The 14,552-nt window shown below is 69.5% G+C and carries 13 protein-coding genes; 3 read left to right on the forward strand and 10 right to left on the reverse strand.

Annotated elements, in window-relative coordinates:
• Positions 1 to 37: 37 nt before the first annotated feature.
• The 4 genes from ACTJKK_RS09980 to ACTJKK_RS09995 all read right to left on the reverse strand — a co-directional run bounded on the left by ACTJKK_RS09980 (position 38) and on the right by ACTJKK_RS09995 (position 4,209).
• Positions 38 to 427 (reverse strand): DUF779 domain-containing protein, encoded by a 390-nt coding sequence (locus ACTJKK_RS09980; RefSeq protein WP_440747872.1) that lies wholly within the window; start codon positions 425 to 427, stop codon positions 38 to 40.
• Positions 427 to 1,977, reverse strand: a complete 1,551-nt coding sequence (exaC, locus tag ACTJKK_RS09985) for an acetaldehyde dehydrogenase ExaC (protein ID WP_440747873.1) — start codon at positions 1,975 to 1,977, stop codon at positions 427 to 429. Before exaC ends, ACTJKK_RS09980 begins: the two co-directional genes overlap by 1 nt.
• A gap of 108 nt (positions 1,978 to 2,085) precedes the next feature.
• The gene (locus tag ACTJKK_RS09990; RefSeq protein WP_440747874.1) at positions 2,086 to 3,408 is read right to left on the reverse strand and encodes a GAF domain-containing protein; all 1,323 of its coding nucleotides are present in this window, start codon (positions 3,406 to 3,408) and stop codon (positions 2,086 to 2,088) included.
• Positions 3,409 to 3,573: 165 nt separating this feature from the next.
• Complete coding sequence (locus tag ACTJKK_RS09995; protein WP_440747875.1) at positions 3,574 to 4,209, reverse strand: TetR/AcrR family transcriptional regulator; 636 nt, start codon at positions 4,207 to 4,209, stop codon at positions 3,574 to 3,576.
• Between the two features lie 69 nt (positions 4,210 to 4,278).
• Here ACTJKK_RS09995 and ACTJKK_RS10000 point away from each other — a divergent pair, with 69 nt between their 5' ends.
• On the forward strand, positions 4,279 to 4,848 hold the full coding sequence (locus tag ACTJKK_RS10000; RefSeq protein WP_440747876.1) for a dihydrofolate reductase family protein: 570 nt from the start codon (positions 4,279 to 4,281) through the stop codon (positions 4,846 to 4,848).
• Between the two features lie 6 nt (positions 4,849 to 4,854).
• On the opposite strand, the gene ACTJKK_RS10005 is transcribed toward ACTJKK_RS10000, so the two are convergent.
• Both ACTJKK_RS10005 and ACTJKK_RS10010 read right to left on the reverse strand, forming a co-directional pair.
• Positions 4,855 to 6,282 (reverse strand): CCA tRNA nucleotidyltransferase, encoded by a 1,428-nt coding sequence (locus ACTJKK_RS10005; RefSeq protein ID WP_440747877.1) that lies wholly within the window; start codon positions 6,280 to 6,282, stop codon positions 4,855 to 4,857.
• Positions 6,283 to 6,317: 35 nt separating this feature from the next.
• A complete protein-coding gene (locus ACTJKK_RS10010) occupies positions 6,318 to 6,611 on the reverse strand; it encodes a hypothetical protein (protein ID WP_247624072.1) in 294 nt (97 codons plus the stop codon).
• 73 nt (positions 6,612 to 6,684) lie between these two features.
• On the opposite strand from ACTJKK_RS10010, the gene ACTJKK_RS10015 reads away from it, so the two are divergent.
• Entirely contained in the window at positions 6,685 to 8,481 is a 1,797-nt protein-coding gene (locus ACTJKK_RS10015; protein WP_440747878.1) for an alkaline phosphatase family protein, read from the forward strand.
• Positions 8,482 to 8,502: 21 nt separating this feature from the next.
• Entirely contained in the window at positions 8,503 to 8,979 is a 477-nt protein-coding gene (locus tag ACTJKK_RS10020; protein ID WP_440747879.1) for an ASCH domain-containing protein, read from the forward strand.
• A gap of 94 nt (positions 8,980 to 9,073) precedes the next feature.
• On the opposite strand, the gene ACTJKK_RS10025 is transcribed toward ACTJKK_RS10020, so the two are convergent.
• The 4 genes from ACTJKK_RS10025 to ACTJKK_RS10040 form a co-directional block, all read right to left on the reverse strand.
• A complete protein-coding gene (locus ACTJKK_RS10025) occupies positions 9,074 to 11,086 on the reverse strand; it encodes an MSCRAMM family protein (protein WP_440747880.1) in 2,013 nt (670 codons plus the stop codon).
• A 60-nt stretch (positions 11,087 to 11,146) separates the two neighbouring features.
• On the reverse strand, positions 11,147 to 11,797 hold the full coding sequence (locus ACTJKK_RS10030) for a dihydrofolate reductase family protein (protein WP_440747881.1): 651 nt from the start codon (positions 11,795 to 11,797) through the stop codon (positions 11,147 to 11,149).
• A 154-nt stretch (positions 11,798 to 11,951) separates the two neighbouring features.
• The gene (locus tag ACTJKK_RS10035; RefSeq protein ID WP_440747882.1) at positions 11,952 to 13,010 is read right to left on the reverse strand and encodes an LLM class flavin-dependent oxidoreductase; all 1,059 of its coding nucleotides are present in this window, start codon (positions 13,008 to 13,010) and stop codon (positions 11,952 to 11,954) included.
• Positions 13,011 to 13,039: 29 nt separating this feature from the next.
• The gene (locus ACTJKK_RS10040) at positions 13,040 to 14,521 is read right to left on the reverse strand and encodes a DUF7059 domain-containing protein (RefSeq protein ID WP_247957565.1); all 1,482 of its coding nucleotides are present in this window, start codon (positions 14,519 to 14,521) and stop codon (positions 13,040 to 13,042) included.
• Between the last annotated feature and the right edge of the window lie 31 nt (positions 14,522 to 14,552).

Below are 14,552 nucleotides of genomic sequence, written 5' to 3' on the forward strand. Positions count from 1 at the left end.
AGTTCTCCTCCGCTGCTGCACGCGCGCCCCGAGAACCTCACGCCAACCCGAAGTACTCCAGCTCCTGGTCGTCGAGCATCCGCGACCGGATCAGGAACCGCATGCCCGTCGGCCCTTCGACCGAGAACCCCGCTCCCCGCCCCGGCACGACGTCGATGGTGAGGTGCGTGTACTTCCAGTACTCGAACTGCGACTCCGACATGAAGACCTCGACCTCGGCGTCCAGCCCGACGTCGAGACTCCCGAGCTGCACGTCGCCCGGCCCGGTGAGGAACATCCCCACCGGGTAGCACATGGGCGACGAGCCGTCGCAGCATCCGCCCGACTGATGGAACATGAGCGGGCCGTGCTGCACCGTGAGGTCGCGGATGAGGGATGCCGCAGCATCCGTCACCGCGACCCGCTGGTAGGTGCCGATGTCGACCATCAGAAGAAGCCCATCGGGCCCTCCGCGTACGAGACGAGGAGGTTCTTCGTCTGCTGGTAGTGGTCGAGCATCATCTTGTGGTTCTCGCGACCGACGCCCGACTGCTTGTACCCGCCGAACGCGGCGTGCGCCGGGTACTGGTGGTAGGTGTTGGTCCACACGCGCCCGGCCTCGATCGCCCGACCCGCGCGGTAGGCGGTGTCGCCGCTGCGGCTCCACACCCCCGCGCCCAGCCCGTAGAGGGTGTCGTTGGCGATGTCGATCGCGTTGTCGAAGTCGTCGAACGAGGTGACCGACAGCACCGGGCCGAAGATCTCCTCCTGGAAGATGCGCATGTCGTTGGTGCCCTCGAACACGGTCGGCGCGACGTAGTAGCCCTCGCTGAGATCGCCGCCGAGGTCGACCCGCTCGCCGCCCGTGAGCAGCCGCGCACCGCCCTGCTTTCCGATGTCGATGTAGCTCAGGATCTTCTCCAGCTGATCGTTGGATGCCTGGGCGCCGATCATCGTCGCGGGATCCAGCGGATTGCCCTGCACGACCTTCCCGACCCTCTCGAGCCCGTCGGCGAGGAATCCGTCGTAGATGGATCGCTGGATGAGCGCCCGCGACGGACAGGTGCAGACCTCGCCCTGGTTGAGCGCGAACATCGTGAAGCCCTCGAGCGCCTTGTCGTAGAACGGGTCGCTGGTCGAGCGCGCGACGTCTTCGAAGAACACGTTCGGGCTCTTGCCCCCGAGCTCGAGCGTCACCGGGATGAGGTTCTGCGAGGCGTACTGCATGATGAGCCGGCCGGTCGTCGTCTCGCCCGTGAAAGCGACCTTGCGGATGCGCTTGTGCTGCGCGAGCGGGGCGCCCGCCTCGATGCCGAAGCCGTTGACGATGTTCACGACGCCTGCGGGCAGCAGGTCGCCGATGATCTCGAACAGGAACAGGAGGGATGCCGGTGTCTGCTCGGCCGGCTTGATGACGACGCAGTTGCCCGCGGCGAGCGCCGGGGCCAGCTTCCACACGGCCATCAGGATCGGGAAGTTCCACGGGATGATCTGCCCGACCACACCCAGCGGTTCGTGGAAGTGGTACGCGACGGTGTTCTCGTCGAGCTGGCTGATGCCGCCCTCCTGCGCCCGCAGCACACCCGCGAAGTAGCGGAAGTGGTCGACCGCGAGGGGGATGTCGGCGGCGAGCGTCTCGCGCACCGGCTTGCCGTTCTCCCACGTCTCGGCGACGGCGATGCGCTCGAGGTTCTGCTCGATGCGGTCGGCGATCCTGTTCAGGACGACCGAGCGCTCGGCGGGACTCGTCTTGCCCCAGGAGGCGAAGGCCTTCCAGGCGACGTCGACCGCGCGGTCGATGTCTTCACTGGTTCCCCGGGCGACCTCGGTGAACGGCTTGCCGTTGACGGGGCTCACGTTCTCGAAGTACTGGCCCTTCGCGGGTTCGACGAACTCGCCGCCGATGTAATGGCCGTAGCGGGGGCGGTAGTCGGCCAGGGAACCCGGCTGACCCGGGGCGGCGTAGGCAGTGGACACGTCTTCTTCGACGATGGTCATCGTGACTCCTCGGGCTGGGCCGCGCCTCGGTGCGCGGCTGTCCTCCGACGGTAGGTCGCGCGACGTTGCACCCGGGTGCGCAACGTTGCGCCCGGTTGCGGATGCTCCTCAGGCCTGCGCGCGCTCGAGTCGCTCGATCCGGGCGACCAGTCCGGGCCGCTTCGGCGAGCGCGCCGGCAGCATCTCGAGCGCGAGGCGCAGCGCCTCGGCATCCGACTGCCCCTCGGGGATCTCGGCGTACGAGAGCAGCACATCGAGGCTCGCCTCCGACAGCATCGCCTCCCGCAGCGCCGCTCGCACCGTGTCACGGAACTCCTCGACTCCGGGCGAGGTCGACTCGGGCAGCACCGGACCCCGGTAGGCGGTGAGCGCGACGCGGTGCGCGCCCCGGTCGAGCAGCGACATCACGTCCTGTGCGTCGGTGTCGAGGGTCACGGGCAGGCGGTACGGTCGCGACTCGGGCACCAGTTCCGGCATCCGCTGTTCGAGCACCTTGCGCAGCCGCACCATCTCGGGGCGCAGCGTGTCGGGCGAGACGTCGGCGCCGTAGACGAGTTCGGTGAGGCGCTCGGCCGACAGCCCCTGCCGATGGACGGCGAGCATCAGCAGGATGGCCGCGTGGCGGGCGCTGAGCTCGATGACCGATTCCTCATGATCGGATGCCGTCTCGAGCCGCGCCCTGTCGCGCCCGAGCACGTGCAGGGTCGCGCGCGCCGCGGCGCGGGTGCGCGTCGGCGCAGGGTGCACCCGGGGCGCCACCTCGGCCCGGGCGCGCAGGCGGGTGATCAGCAGTTCGGACTCGACGGCACGGGCGGTTGCATCCACGAGCAGTCGCGCCTGCGGGGTCACGACCTCCGGCCCACCCGTGATGTCGATCACTCCGAGCACGCGCTGCGTCTCGGGGTCGCGCACCGGTGCCGCCGTGCACGACCACGGGTGCACCAGGCGGTTGTAGTGCTCGGCGCCGCGGATCTGCACCGGCTGTCCGAGAGCGAGCGCGGTGCCCGGGGCGGTCGTGCCGACGGCATCCTCCGCCCAGTTCGCGCCCGCGACGAAACCCATGTCGTCGGTGAGGCTCTGCAGCTGGCGGTCTCCCTCGATCCACAGCAGTCGACCGGCCTGGTCGCCGATCGCGATCACCACTCCCGCGTCTTCCGGAGTGCCCGGCAGCAGCAGGCCGCGGATCGTGTCCATGACGGCGGCGAGCGGGTGCGCGCGGCGATACTCCTCGAGCTCGTCGCGGGTGAGTTCGAGCGCGGGCGGGCTCTCGGGGCCGACGCGTCCGCGCCACGACCGCTCCCATGACGCCCGCACGAGCGGACGCACCTGCTGCAGGCGCTGGTCGTCGAGGTTGCCGGCGAGCAGCTCTTCGTGCGCACGCTCGATGATCAGGCGAGAGGCCTCAGGCGAAGACTGCCACTGCGACGGCACAGGGACTCCGTTCCTCGGGGGTGGAGCGTGCTCCCAGTGTAGAAGCGGAGGTCGCCCGTGGGAACCCTCCCACGGGCGGGCGCGTCGTGCCGTCGGCCGCGAGGTCCGCTCCTTACGACCGACCCGCGTGCCGGCATCGAAACCCATCACGTGCGTCGAAACCCCTCACCGCGCACGCAGCTCGTGGTGGGTCTCGACGGGGTCGGTGGGTCTCGACGACGATCGACGACGCTCCGGGCGCAGGAGTCCCGCGACCAGACCGTCGATGATCTCGTCGGTGGATGTCTCGGGATCGATCGGTGTCGTCAGCCGGTCGAGCAGCAGTCCGTCGATGGCGTAGTGGAAGAGCGCGATCTCGGGCCGCCCTCCGGGCAGGCCTGCGCCCGTATTGAACGTGACATCGGCGTCGAAGCCCGCGCGTTGCCAGGCTCCGAGAACCGCGGCCACCTCCGGACGGCGCGCGCTCTCCAGTCGCAGCTCGAAGAGGGCGAGCGTGACATCGCGATGCGCGGTGAGGCGACGGACGATGTCGCGCACGTAGTCCGCGAAGAGTTCGGGGCCGGGTGCCGCCGTCTCGCGTCGGCTCAGATCCTCGCTCGTCGGTGCCAGTCGTTCGCCGATGCGCTCGATGAGGCCGTCGATCAGCGACTCTCGGCTGCGGAAGTAGTTCGAGGTCGTGCCGATGGGCACCCCGGCGCGCGCGTCGACCGCCCGGTGGGTGAGACCGCGTGAGCCCTCCCGAGCGAGCACTTCGATGCCCGCGTCGGCGATCGCTCGTCGACGCTCCTCGTTCTTCGCCATGCCACGACCCTAGCGCGATCACTACGGGTGTTGTACATTAACCACGACATACGTAGTGATTGGAGAACCATGCGCGAGCTCGTGTATTACGCCGCCGTCACCCTCGACGGATACATCGCCGGACCCGACGGACAGTTCGACGCGTTCATGATCGCCGGTGACCACATGGATGCGATCAATCGGCGCTTCGCAGACACTCTGCCGACCGATGCGGCCGCCGCCCTGGGCATCCCGCAGCACCTCGACCGGTTCGACACCGTCCTGATGGGCGCCAACACGTACGCCGTCGGAGGCGTCACCAGCCCGTACCGGCACCTGCGCCAGATCGTCTTCAGTCGCACGCGCACCGCGACGGCCGAGAACCTCGAGGTGACCGACGACGATCCGGTCGACGTCGTCCGCCGCCTCAAGGGCGAGGAGGGCGCGGACATCTGGCTGTGCGGCGGCGGCACCCTCGCCGCGACGCTCGCCGACCAGATCGATCGGCTGATCCTCAAGCGTCAGCCGCTGCTCTTCGGCTCCGGCATCCCCCTCTTCGGCGAGCGCGCCTACCGACCCGCGCAGTTCGAGGTGGTGGAGAGCATCGCCTACGAATCGGGCGTCGTGTTCACCGAACTGACCCGACGCCGCGACCTCTAGAACGCCTCAGGCGCGCGCCGCCCACCAGGCGCGCAGACGCTCCTCGGCGACCTCCGTCCCGAGCACGCCCTCGTCGAGGCGCAGGTCGAGCAGGAATTTGTAGGCCTCGCCGACCTCGCGACCGGGACGGATGCCGAGCACCTCCTGGATGCGATTGCCGTCGAGTTCCGGACGCATCGCGTCGAGCTGCTCCTGTTCGGCGAGCGCCGCGATGCGCGACTCGATGTCGTCGTACGCCGACGACAGTCGCGCCGCCTTGCGCTTGTTGCGCGTGGTCACATCCGCACGGGTAAGGATGTGCAGGCGTTCGAGCAGGGGGCCCGCATCGCGCACGTAACGGCGCACCGCGGCATCCGTCCAGGCGCCCTCGGCGTAGCCGAAGAACCTCAGGTGCAGCTCGATGAGGGTGGCGACGGCATCCGTCGTGGCGGTGTCGAACCGCAGGGCCTGCAGGCGCTTGCGCGCCATGCGAGCGCCGACGATGTCGTGGTGGTGGAACGTGACCGCTCCGCCGTCTTCGAGCTTGCGTGTGCGGGGCTTGCCGATGTCGTGCAGCAGAGCCGCGATGCGCAGCGCCACATCGGGCTCGGCACCCGGATGCCGGGAATGCTCGAGCGAGATCGCCTGGCGCAGCACCGTCAGGGAGTGCTCGTAGACGTCCTTGTGGTGGTGGTGCTCGTCGACCTCGAGCTTGAGGGCGCTCACCTCGGGCAGGAACTCGTCGATCAGTCCGGTCTCGACGAGAGCGCGGATGCCGCGCACCGGGTCGTCGGTCTGCATGAGGCGCACGAGCTCGGACTGGATGCGCTCGGGGCTGACGATCTCGAGCGTCGACCGCAGCCGGGTGATCGCGTCGGCGGTGTCGTCGTCGATGCGGAAGCCGAGCTGCGCGCTGAACCGGGCGGCCCGCAGCATGCGCAGCGGGTCGTCACCGAACGAGACGTCGGGGTCGGTCGGGGTGCGGAGCACTCCCGCGATGAGGTCTTCGACCCCGCCGGTCGGGTCGACGAGCTTCACCGAGGGCACCTGCAGCGCCATCGCGTTGACCGTGAAGTCGCGACGCACCAGGTCGGCGTCGATCGTGTCGCCGAACTCGACGGTGGGCTTGCGCGTCACCCCGTCGTAGCTGTCGGCGCGGTAGGTCGTGATCTCGACCTGCTCCTTCTGCACGCGCGCACCGATCGTTCCGAACGCACGGCCGATGTCCCACTGCGCGGTCGAGATCGGGGTGACGATGCGCAGAATGTCGTCGGGCCGAGCATCGGTCGTGAAGTCGAGGTCGTGGGTCGGACGCCCCAGCAGCGCATCGCGCACGGGACCGCCGACGACGGCCAGGTCGAACCCGGCATCCGCGAACGCCGTGGCGAGGGTGCGCACCACCGGATGCGCGGCGAGCGCGCCGAGACGGTCGAGGCCTTCGGCCATGTTGAGCATGGGTTCCAGCGTAGTCGGGCGGTGTGGTCGTGCCCTCAGAACAGCGGGTTCTCGCCCCGGGCCCGGTCGATCGCCTGCACCCGGCCCTGGATGAGGCGCAACAGCATCATGCTCAGCACGCCGCCGCCGATCACGGCCACCGCGACGAGGAACCAGATGCCGACCTCGGGGTCGATGAGCTCGAACCCGTAGATGAGCACGGCTCCGAGCAGCAGCACCGGCCCCTCGATCAGCGCGAACGTGATGAAGAGGCGGGTCTGGCGCGAGAGGTAATCCTTCTCGACGGCTCTGACCCGTGCATCGACCGAGGAGTCTCCCGCGTGGCTCATGCATCCACGGTACCGATGCGACGGGATGCGTTCCAGCATTCCGCGGCCGCGCTCCCCGCCATAGGATCACCCCATGGCCGACGACAGCACCCCTCCCCCGGCATCCGATCCGGCATCCGACCGGAGTCCCGACGCCGCCCGCACCCCGTCGCGGCGCGGGTTCCTCAAGATGGGCGGGGCCGCGTTCGCCGGCGCCGTCGTCGGCGGTGCGGCCGGAGCGGCCATCGGGGCATCCGTCGCCGCGCAGAATTCCCGCAACGGGTTCGCGTCCGAACCCGACCCCTTCGCCGCCCTCACCCCGCGCAGCGAGCCCGGATTCGACCATCTCGTCGTCGTCATGGGCGAGAACCGTTCCTTCGACAACCTCCTCGGCTACCTCTACTCGCAGGACACGATCCCCGACGGCGAGACCTTCGAGGGCCTGGCCTTCGGGAAGCACAGCAACACGGCATCCGATGGAACCGTCGTCGATGCGCACGTCTACACCGGCGACACCGACCGCATCATGAGCCTGCCCGACCCCGATCCGGGCGAGGAGTACCCGCACGTCAACACGCAGATCTTCGGCACCGTCGATCCGAAGGGCAATGCCGATCTGTTCGTCGACGAGATGACGGCGCCGTTCAACGCGCCGACCCACGGCGAGAAGGCCACGATGTCGGGGTTCCTCGAGGACTACATCATCAACTTCCGGCGGCTGCGCAAGGGCACCGAGCCCAAGCCCGAGGAGGCCGCGCACATCATGGGCTCGTTCTCGCCCGAGATGCTGCCGGTGCTCTCGACCCTCGCGAGCGAGTTCGCCGTCTTCGACCACTGGTACGCCGGCGTGCCCTCGCAGACCTTCTGCAACCGCTCCTTCTTCCACGCGTCGACCTCGCACGGCTTCGTCACCAACCAGGCGGGCGGCGGCTACAAGAAGTGGCTCGACGCTCCCGCCGCCCCGACCGTCTTCAACCGGCTCGAAGAGAAGAAGGTGAGCTGGAAGATCTACATCGACAAGCTGCAGCTCGTCTCGTTCACCGGGATGCTGCACGCCGCCGTGCTCGAGAAGTACTGGCGCACCGACCACTTCGGCACCATGGAAGACTTCTACGCCGACACGAAGAACGGCACCCTCCCCGCCTACGCGTTCATCGAGCCGCGGATGGTCTACGACCACAACGACTTCCACCCGCCGTTCGGCTCGCCCCGCGAGAGCACGGTCGACGGAGAGCCGGTCTACGACAGTGCGATCTCCGACGTGCGCGCCGGCGACCGACTCATCCACGACATCTACGAGGCCGTGCGCACGAGCGCCTCACCGAAGGGGTCGAACGCGGTCAACACCCTGCTGCTCATCACCTTCGATGAGCACGGCGGATGCTACGACCACGTGCCGCCGCCCGCCGCGACCAAGCCGACCGCCGACACCGGTGCCGGCGAGATGGGGTTCACCTTCGACCGCCTCGGATGCCGCGTTCCCGCGATCGCCGTGTCGGCGTACACGAAGCGCGGCACGATCGTTCACGACGAGATGCATCACGGCACCGTCACCGCCACGCTCTCGCGGCTCCACGGATTGAAGCCCCTCAACGATCGCGACGCCTCGGCGAACACGCTGTTCGAGGCCATCAACCTCGATCAGCCGCGGCATCCGTCGGACTGGCCCGTCACGACTCCCGCCTACACGCCGCCGAACCCCGAAGAGCTCGAGCCGAAGCCGGGAGACCCCTCCGGCATGAAGCCCCTCACACCGCCCGCGCGGGGACTCCTCGGACTGCTGCTGTCGCGCTACGGAAAGCCCGGAGAGCCCGACCCCGAGACCTTCGCCGACGCCTACCGCCTGCTGCACGAGCACGGCGAGGAGCTGTTCGGGCCGCCCGCCTCCTGATCGGATGCCTAGGCTGAGGTCATGATCACCGCCGACCCCACCGCCCTCGCCTCGTTCTGGGATGGGGTGCGGTCGGAGCATCCGGAGCTTCCCACCGCCGTGCCCCTGGCCTGGGCCTTCGGCGCGACCCCCGCGCACGCGGATGACCTGCTGGCTCTGGTGCTCGACGGCATCAAGACGGGCACCGCCTCATCGGTCTGGGACTACGAAGCAGCAAGCGATCCACTCCCCGTCGAGGGCGGGCTGAGCATCATCCTCGACGGAACCGGAGCACCGCGCGCGGTGATCGAGACGACGAGCATCCGCATCGTCCCCTTCGACGAGGTCGAGGCCGCGCATGCCCACGCCGAGGGTGAGGGCGACCGCACGCTCGAATACTGGCGCGCCGCGCACGAGCGGTACTGGCGCGCGCACTCCGAGAATCCGCGGGGTTTCGCGCCGGATATGCCGGTCGTGTGCGAGCTGTTCCGGCTGGTGCACCCGGCCGGGCGTCCATAACTCCGGAGAAAACTGCTTCAGCACTCCGAACACAATCGAATCCGGCCGTGAACGCCCAGATTCTCAGGAGTTGTGAACGCGAAGAACGGATGCCTCACCCCTCGTCGCGACCATGCGCTCGCCGACGCGACACGATGAGCAGCGTCGCGCCGAGCAGCAGCACGACCGCTCCGCCGGCCGCCCACGCGAAGGTCTCGGGGCCGAGGCCCGTACCGGGGAGGGTTCCGGTGCCCGCACCACCCGTGCCCGGCGCCGGCGGTGCGACGGGCGTCGTCGGCGGGTCAGGATCCGGCGACGGGCTGGGCTCGACCACGACCGCGGCGAGCACGAAGTCCTGGGCCGTGAATGTGCCGCCGCCCTGGGGCGGGAAACCGAAGTACCGCTGGGCGAAATCCACCGCCTGCGTGCCCTCGGGCGGGACGACCGTGAGGAGGTAATCCCCCGGTGCGAGACCGCCGAGGCCATAGGTACCGTCCTCCGCTGACACCACCTGCTGCGTTCCGCCCGGTCCCGTGAGCGTGAGCGTGACACCGGCGATCGGTGCGCCCGACTCATCCCGCACGGTTCCCGCGAAGCTTCCCAACAAGGCGAGCTCGAAGTTGATGTCGGTCAGGGATTCACTGCCGAGCGCCACCGTCGCGCTGATCGGCCCGAGCGGTGCGTACCCGGTGGGAGGCGTGATCGTCACGGTGTACTCGCCCGGAGGCAGGCGGGGGATCGTGTACCCGCCGAGCGGACGGGTCACGGTCGTCGCGACGATGTTGCCGTCGGAGTCGGTGACGGTCACCACCGCCCCCGTGACGCCGAGGCCGGATGCCGGTGATGTGACGACCCCGCTCAGGTCGGCGTTCGTCAGCAGGACGAAGTCCTCTTCCGGCGGGATCGTGATCGGATCCTCGCTGTCGTCCGGCACCGTGATCGAGCGCGTGTCGTCGGCGGTCGAGAAGCCGCCCGGCGGGATGACGCGCACCACGTGGTCACCGACGGGCACGGTGTCGAAGAGGTACCGCCCGTCCGACTCCGTGATCGCGGTGAGCTCGGTCCCGTCGACGACCACGGTGACCCCGCCGACGCCGTCGCCGTTCTCGTCGACCACTCGCCCGGAGACCGCGACGGGCACGATGTCGCGCACGACGAAGTCGACGCCGACGGCATCCGTCTCACTGAGGTCGACGGGTCGGGTCGAGGGGCCTTCCGCGATCTTTCCCTCGGGAGCGCTCACTCGCACGGTGTACCCGCCGCTGCCTTGGATGCCGGGGAAGGAATAGGTGCCATCGGCGCCGGTCGTCGTCGAGGCGACGACCCGACCGTTCGCATCGGTCAGTATGAGATCCACATCCGCTTGCGGTGCATCGGCGTCGTCGACAACGGTTCCGCTGACGTCGCGTGCGAGCGAGGCGAACCACGTCTGGTACACCGGCAGGCCCGAGCGGCGGGTGAAGACGAAGCTCAGGGTCGTGATGGGGGCGGAGGGTTCGAACCAGGCCGCCGCACCCGAGGTGTCGACCGCACCGGCGTTGCCGGTGAGCGTGAGGGTCGTGTCGTCCCAGGTGGGCACATCGGTGGCCGATCCGGTGCAGGACGGCTTGCCGACCACGCCGGGAGCGCAGTAGTTGAAGCCGCCGCGGAACCCGAGCTCGTCGGCGGTGAGCGCCTGTCCGTCGGGACCGGTGGCCTGGATGCGCACGGAGTCGGCGTCGATGTCACCGAGCACGAAGGTCCAGCCTGCGGTGGGTGTCGGGTCGAGGAAGGAGTACGTCGTCGTCGACGATCCGGTGGGGGTGTCGGCCTGCGGGCGCAGGTTCAGATAGGGCTGGTCCCGGCTGGATCCGTACTTCGCGCCGACGGGGGTGCCCTGCGAGAGCCACGTCGATGCGCCCGAGATCACTCCGACCTGACCGGAGCGCGAGGTACTGGTGACGATCGCGACCATGGACGGGTCGGGGGTGATCTGCACCGAGGTCGAATACGCACCGCTCGTGCCGGTCAATGGCTGCCAGGTCGCCCACTGCGTCGTGGTCGCGGCGGACGCGGGGCTCGCGACCACCGCGACAGCAGCCACCAGGGCCAGGACTCCGATGACGATGCTGCTTCGCTTCGCGCGCATGGCGCCAGGCTACATCGGTATACCAGCGAGGCGAAGAAAAACTTCCGCCCCGGCCGGCCGTCAGTTCGCGCGCGAGAACGTCAGATGCACGACCCCGGACTCGGCCGTCTCCGACGCGACGGAGTATCCGGACTCGAGTCCGCGCAGGTCGTCCCACAAGCGGATGCCGCTGCCGATGAGGATCGGGGTGATGCCGACGTGCAGCTCGTCGACGAGACCCGCGCGCAGGTATTCGCGCACGGTCGTCGCTCCGCCGCCCACCCGCACGTCTGCGCCCTCCGCCGCCTCGACCGCGCGTCGCAACGCCGCTTCGGGCGCCGCGTCGATGAACTCGAAGGACGTGCCGTTCGCGAACTCGATGCGCTCGCGGGGGGTGTGCGTGAGCACGAACACCGGCGCGTGGAAAGGCGGCTCGTCGCCCCACCAGCCGCGCCAGTCGGGGTCATCGGGGTTCGCGTGCAGACCGAACATCCCGGCGCCCATGATCTCGGCGCCGATGTTCTCGAAGTAGCGTGCGGCGTACTTCTCGTCGACCCCGGTCGTGCCCGCACCGCTCGTGTCGTGGAACACCCGCTCACGGAACGTGCGCGTCGCGGCATATGCCGCCGTGAGACGACCCCAGTCCTCGCCGAACGGGTTCTCCGGGGTCTGGTCGGTGGTCGTGGCGAAGCCGTCGAGAGAGATGTTGAGATCGACGCGAACGCGGGTCATGGGTTCTCCGATGTCCGAGGAGCGGATGCCGCGGCATCCGACACGGCGAACCCACTGTCGACCATCCCGCGCGCCGTGTCAACGGCCGGTCGGCTCCGGCGAGCGCCCACCCTCGAGACGCCGAACCGGGAACGGATGCCGCGCCCGGCGCGTCTCAGACGACGGGGTCGCCCTGCACCGGCCCCTCGGTGTTCGGCTTCCAGCCGAGCGCCGGCGCGACGTGCTTCGCGAACGACTCGAGCACGTGCAGGTTGTATGCGGGGCCGAGCTGGTTCGGGATCGTGAGCAGCAGGGTGTCGGCGGCCATGACGGCCGAGTCGTTCTTCAGCTGCTCGATGAGCACGTCGGGTTCGGCGGCGTAGGTCTTTCCGAAGGTCGAGCGGTAACCGTCGATGATGCCGATCTGGTCGCCGCTGTCCTCGCTGCGCAGACCGAAGTACGCCCGGTCCATGTCGGTGATCAGCGGGAAGACGCTGCGGCTCACCGAGACGCGCGGCGAGCCGGTGTGACCGGCCTCCTTGTAGGCCGCGCGGAACAGCGCGATCTGCTCGCTCTGGAGTTCGTGGAACGGCACGCCGGTGGCCTCGGTGAGCAGCGTCGAGCTCATCATGTTGAGGCCCTTGCGCCCCGTCTCCTCGGCGGTGGCTCGGGATCCCGAGCCCCACCAGATGTGGTCGCGGAGCGTGGGCGACTGCGGCTCGATCTGCAGGTAGCGTCCGGTGCCGACCATCCGAGGGTCGCCCGGGGCGAGGCCCTCGCCGTCGATCGCGCGCAGGAAGAGGTCGAACTTCTCGCGGGCCATCACGCCGCCGCGCTCGGGATCCTCCTCGTCGTGGAAGCCGAACGTCTCGTAGCCGCGCAGAGCCGTCTCGGGTGACCCACGGCTCACGCCGAGCGCGATGCGTCCGTCGGCGATCAGGTCGAGCGCGGCCGCCTCCTCGGCGAACTGGAACGGGTTCTCGTACCGCATGTCGATCACGCCGGTGCCGACCTCGATGCGCTTCGTGCGCGCGGCCATCGCCGACAGCAGCGGCATGGGCGAGGCGGCCTGGCGGGCCCAGTGGTGCACGCGCACGTAGGCGCCGTTCACCCCGATCTCATCGGCGCCCTCGGCGATCTCGATGGTCTGCTTCAGCATGTCGCCCGCGGTGCGGGTCGCCGAACCCTGGACATCGGCGTAGTGACCGAAAGAGAGGAATCCGAAAGCCTTCATGGTGTATTCGAACGCATGGATGCCGCGGGTTATTCCGCCGCGAGGAACCCGTCGATCAGCAGCGCCCGGATGCGCGGCTCCAGCTCGGCCCACAGATCGGCGAGCGGCACGTCGAAGAGGTCGGCGAGGGCCGCGGCGATCTGTCCGACCGTCAGCTCGCCGTCGCAGGCGCCCACGAATGCGGCGAGCGCCGGGTCGACGTTCACCGTGCGCCCGAAACCGCCGCCCTGACGCAGTTCGATCACGCTGGGGTCGTCGTTGCCGGGCAACAGGTGCCGGGCCTCGGTGACATCGGATGCTGTGACGAGGGTCGCGGGGATCCCGCTCGCGAGCAGGTCGTGCGCCACGAGTCCGCGGCCCAGCGCCTCGCCCACACCCGACACGGCCTGGCCGACGTGCTCGCTGCGTCGGAGCACCGGCGCATCACCGCGACGGATGAGCACGTACCCGAAGCCGATCGCGGTCACCCCGCGTGCGGCGAAGTCGTCGAGCCAGGCGGTGAGCAGCGGCGTGAACTCCGCATCGCGCGGGGTGGTGCCGCCGTCGCGGATCCATAGCTCGGCGTAGGCGAGGGGCGAGAGCTCCTCGCGCTCGACGACCCAGAGGTCGAGGTCGCCCGGCACCCAGGCGTCCAACCGCGCGAGGCCCTTCACCCCGTCGCGCGACTCCCAGTTGCCGAGCAGCTGGGCGCTTCCGCCCGCGGTGAGGAAGGCGGGTGCGGTGCGCACGAACTGTTCGACGAGCGCGTCTCCGATGAGTCCGCCGTCGCGGTACTCGTACTCGGGCACGCCCTCGGTGCGCGGCGTGATGACGAAGGGCGGGTTCGAGACGATCAGGTCGAACGCCTCCCCCGCGACGGGCTCGAACATGCTGCCCAGGCGGAACTCGATGTTGCCGATCCCGTTCAGACGCGCGTTGAGCTCGGCGTAGGCCAGGGCCCGAGAGGAGATGTCGGTCGCGACGACCCGTCCGGCACGGCGCGATACGAGCAGCGCCTGGATGCCGCATCCGGTGCCGAGATCGAGCGCGCGCTCCACCTCGATCGGCACGACGATCTCGGCGAGAGTGCGCGAGGCGCCGCCGACTCCGAGCACGTGGTCGGCGGGCAGTGCGGTGCCGAGCGCGACCTCGTCGAGATCGCTCGCGATCCACCACTCCCCGACCCCGTCCGCGTCGACGAACGACTGCGGGCGCAGGAGCGCCGTGGGCGTGACGACGGTGTCGGATGCCGTGGCGAGCCCGAGAGCCGTCAGTCCATCGACGCCGAGACGCGGAAGCGCCTCCTCGACGGAGCGTCGCGGCTGCGGCATCCCGAGCACGAAGAAGCGCCCCAGGGTCGCGAGAGTTCCCTCGTCACCCTCGATCGCGCGCAGGATGGGCTCGCGCATGCCGCGGGCCAGGGCGTCGTCGGCCTCTTCGCCCCACAGGCGGCGCAACGGCGCGGAGCGCAGGTCGGCAGCGTCGAGGTCGGCGGCGAGCGAAGCGCATCCGAGCGGGTCGGGAACGGGCATTGCAGAGGCGGACACGGCCGTCACTCTACGC

The sequence above is a fragment of the Microbacterium sp. 22179 genome (assembly GCF_052045715.1).
Classification (GTDB): Bacteria; Actinomycetota; Actinomycetes; order Actinomycetales; family Microbacteriaceae; genus Microbacterium; species Microbacterium galbinum.

Bases quoted from the DNA above. Each gene is read 5' to 3' on its own strand.
- ACTJKK_RS09980 (WP_440747872.1), bottom strand. From the start codon at position 427: ATGGTCGACATCGGCACCTACCAGCGGGTCGCGGTGACGGATGCTGCG.
- exaC (WP_440747873.1), bottom strand. From the start codon at position 1,977: ATGACCATCGTCGAAGAAGACGTGTCCACTGCCTACGCCGCCCCGGGT.
- ACTJKK_RS09995 (WP_440747875.1), bottom strand. From the start codon at position 4,209: ATGGCGAAGAACGAGGAGCGTCGACGAGCGATCGCCGACGCGGGCATC.
- ACTJKK_RS10000 (WP_440747876.1), top strand. From the start codon at position 4,279: ATGCGCGAGCTCGTGTATTACGCCGCCGTCACCCTCGACGGATACATC.
- ACTJKK_RS10005 (WP_440747877.1), bottom strand. From the start codon at position 6,282: ATGCTCAACATGGCCGAAGGCCTCGACCGTCTCGGCGCGCTCGCCGCG.
- ACTJKK_RS10010 (WP_247624072.1), bottom strand. From the start codon at position 6,611: ATGAGCCACGCGGGAGACTCCTCGGTCGATGCACGGGTCAGAGCCGTC.
- ACTJKK_RS10015 (WP_440747878.1), top strand. From the start codon at position 6,685: ATGGCCGACGACAGCACCCCTCCCCCGGCATCCGATCCGGCATCCGAC.
- ACTJKK_RS10020 (WP_440747879.1), top strand. From the start codon at position 8,503: ATGATCACCGCCGACCCCACCGCCCTCGCCTCGTTCTGGGATGGGGTG.
- ACTJKK_RS10025 (WP_440747880.1), bottom strand. From the start codon at position 11,086: ATGCGCGCGAAGCGAAGCAGCATCGTCATCGGAGTCCTGGCCCTGGTG.
- ACTJKK_RS10030 (WP_440747881.1), bottom strand. From the start codon at position 11,797: ATGACCCGCGTTCGCGTCGATCTCAACATCTCTCTCGACGGCTTCGCC.
- ACTJKK_RS10035 (WP_440747882.1), bottom strand. From the start codon at position 13,010: ATGAAGGCTTTCGGATTCCTCTCTTTCGGTCACTACGCCGATGTCCAG.
- ACTJKK_RS10040 (WP_247957565.1), bottom strand. From the start codon at position 14,521: ATGCCCGTTCCCGACCCGCTCGGATGCGCTTCGCTCGCCGCCGACCTC.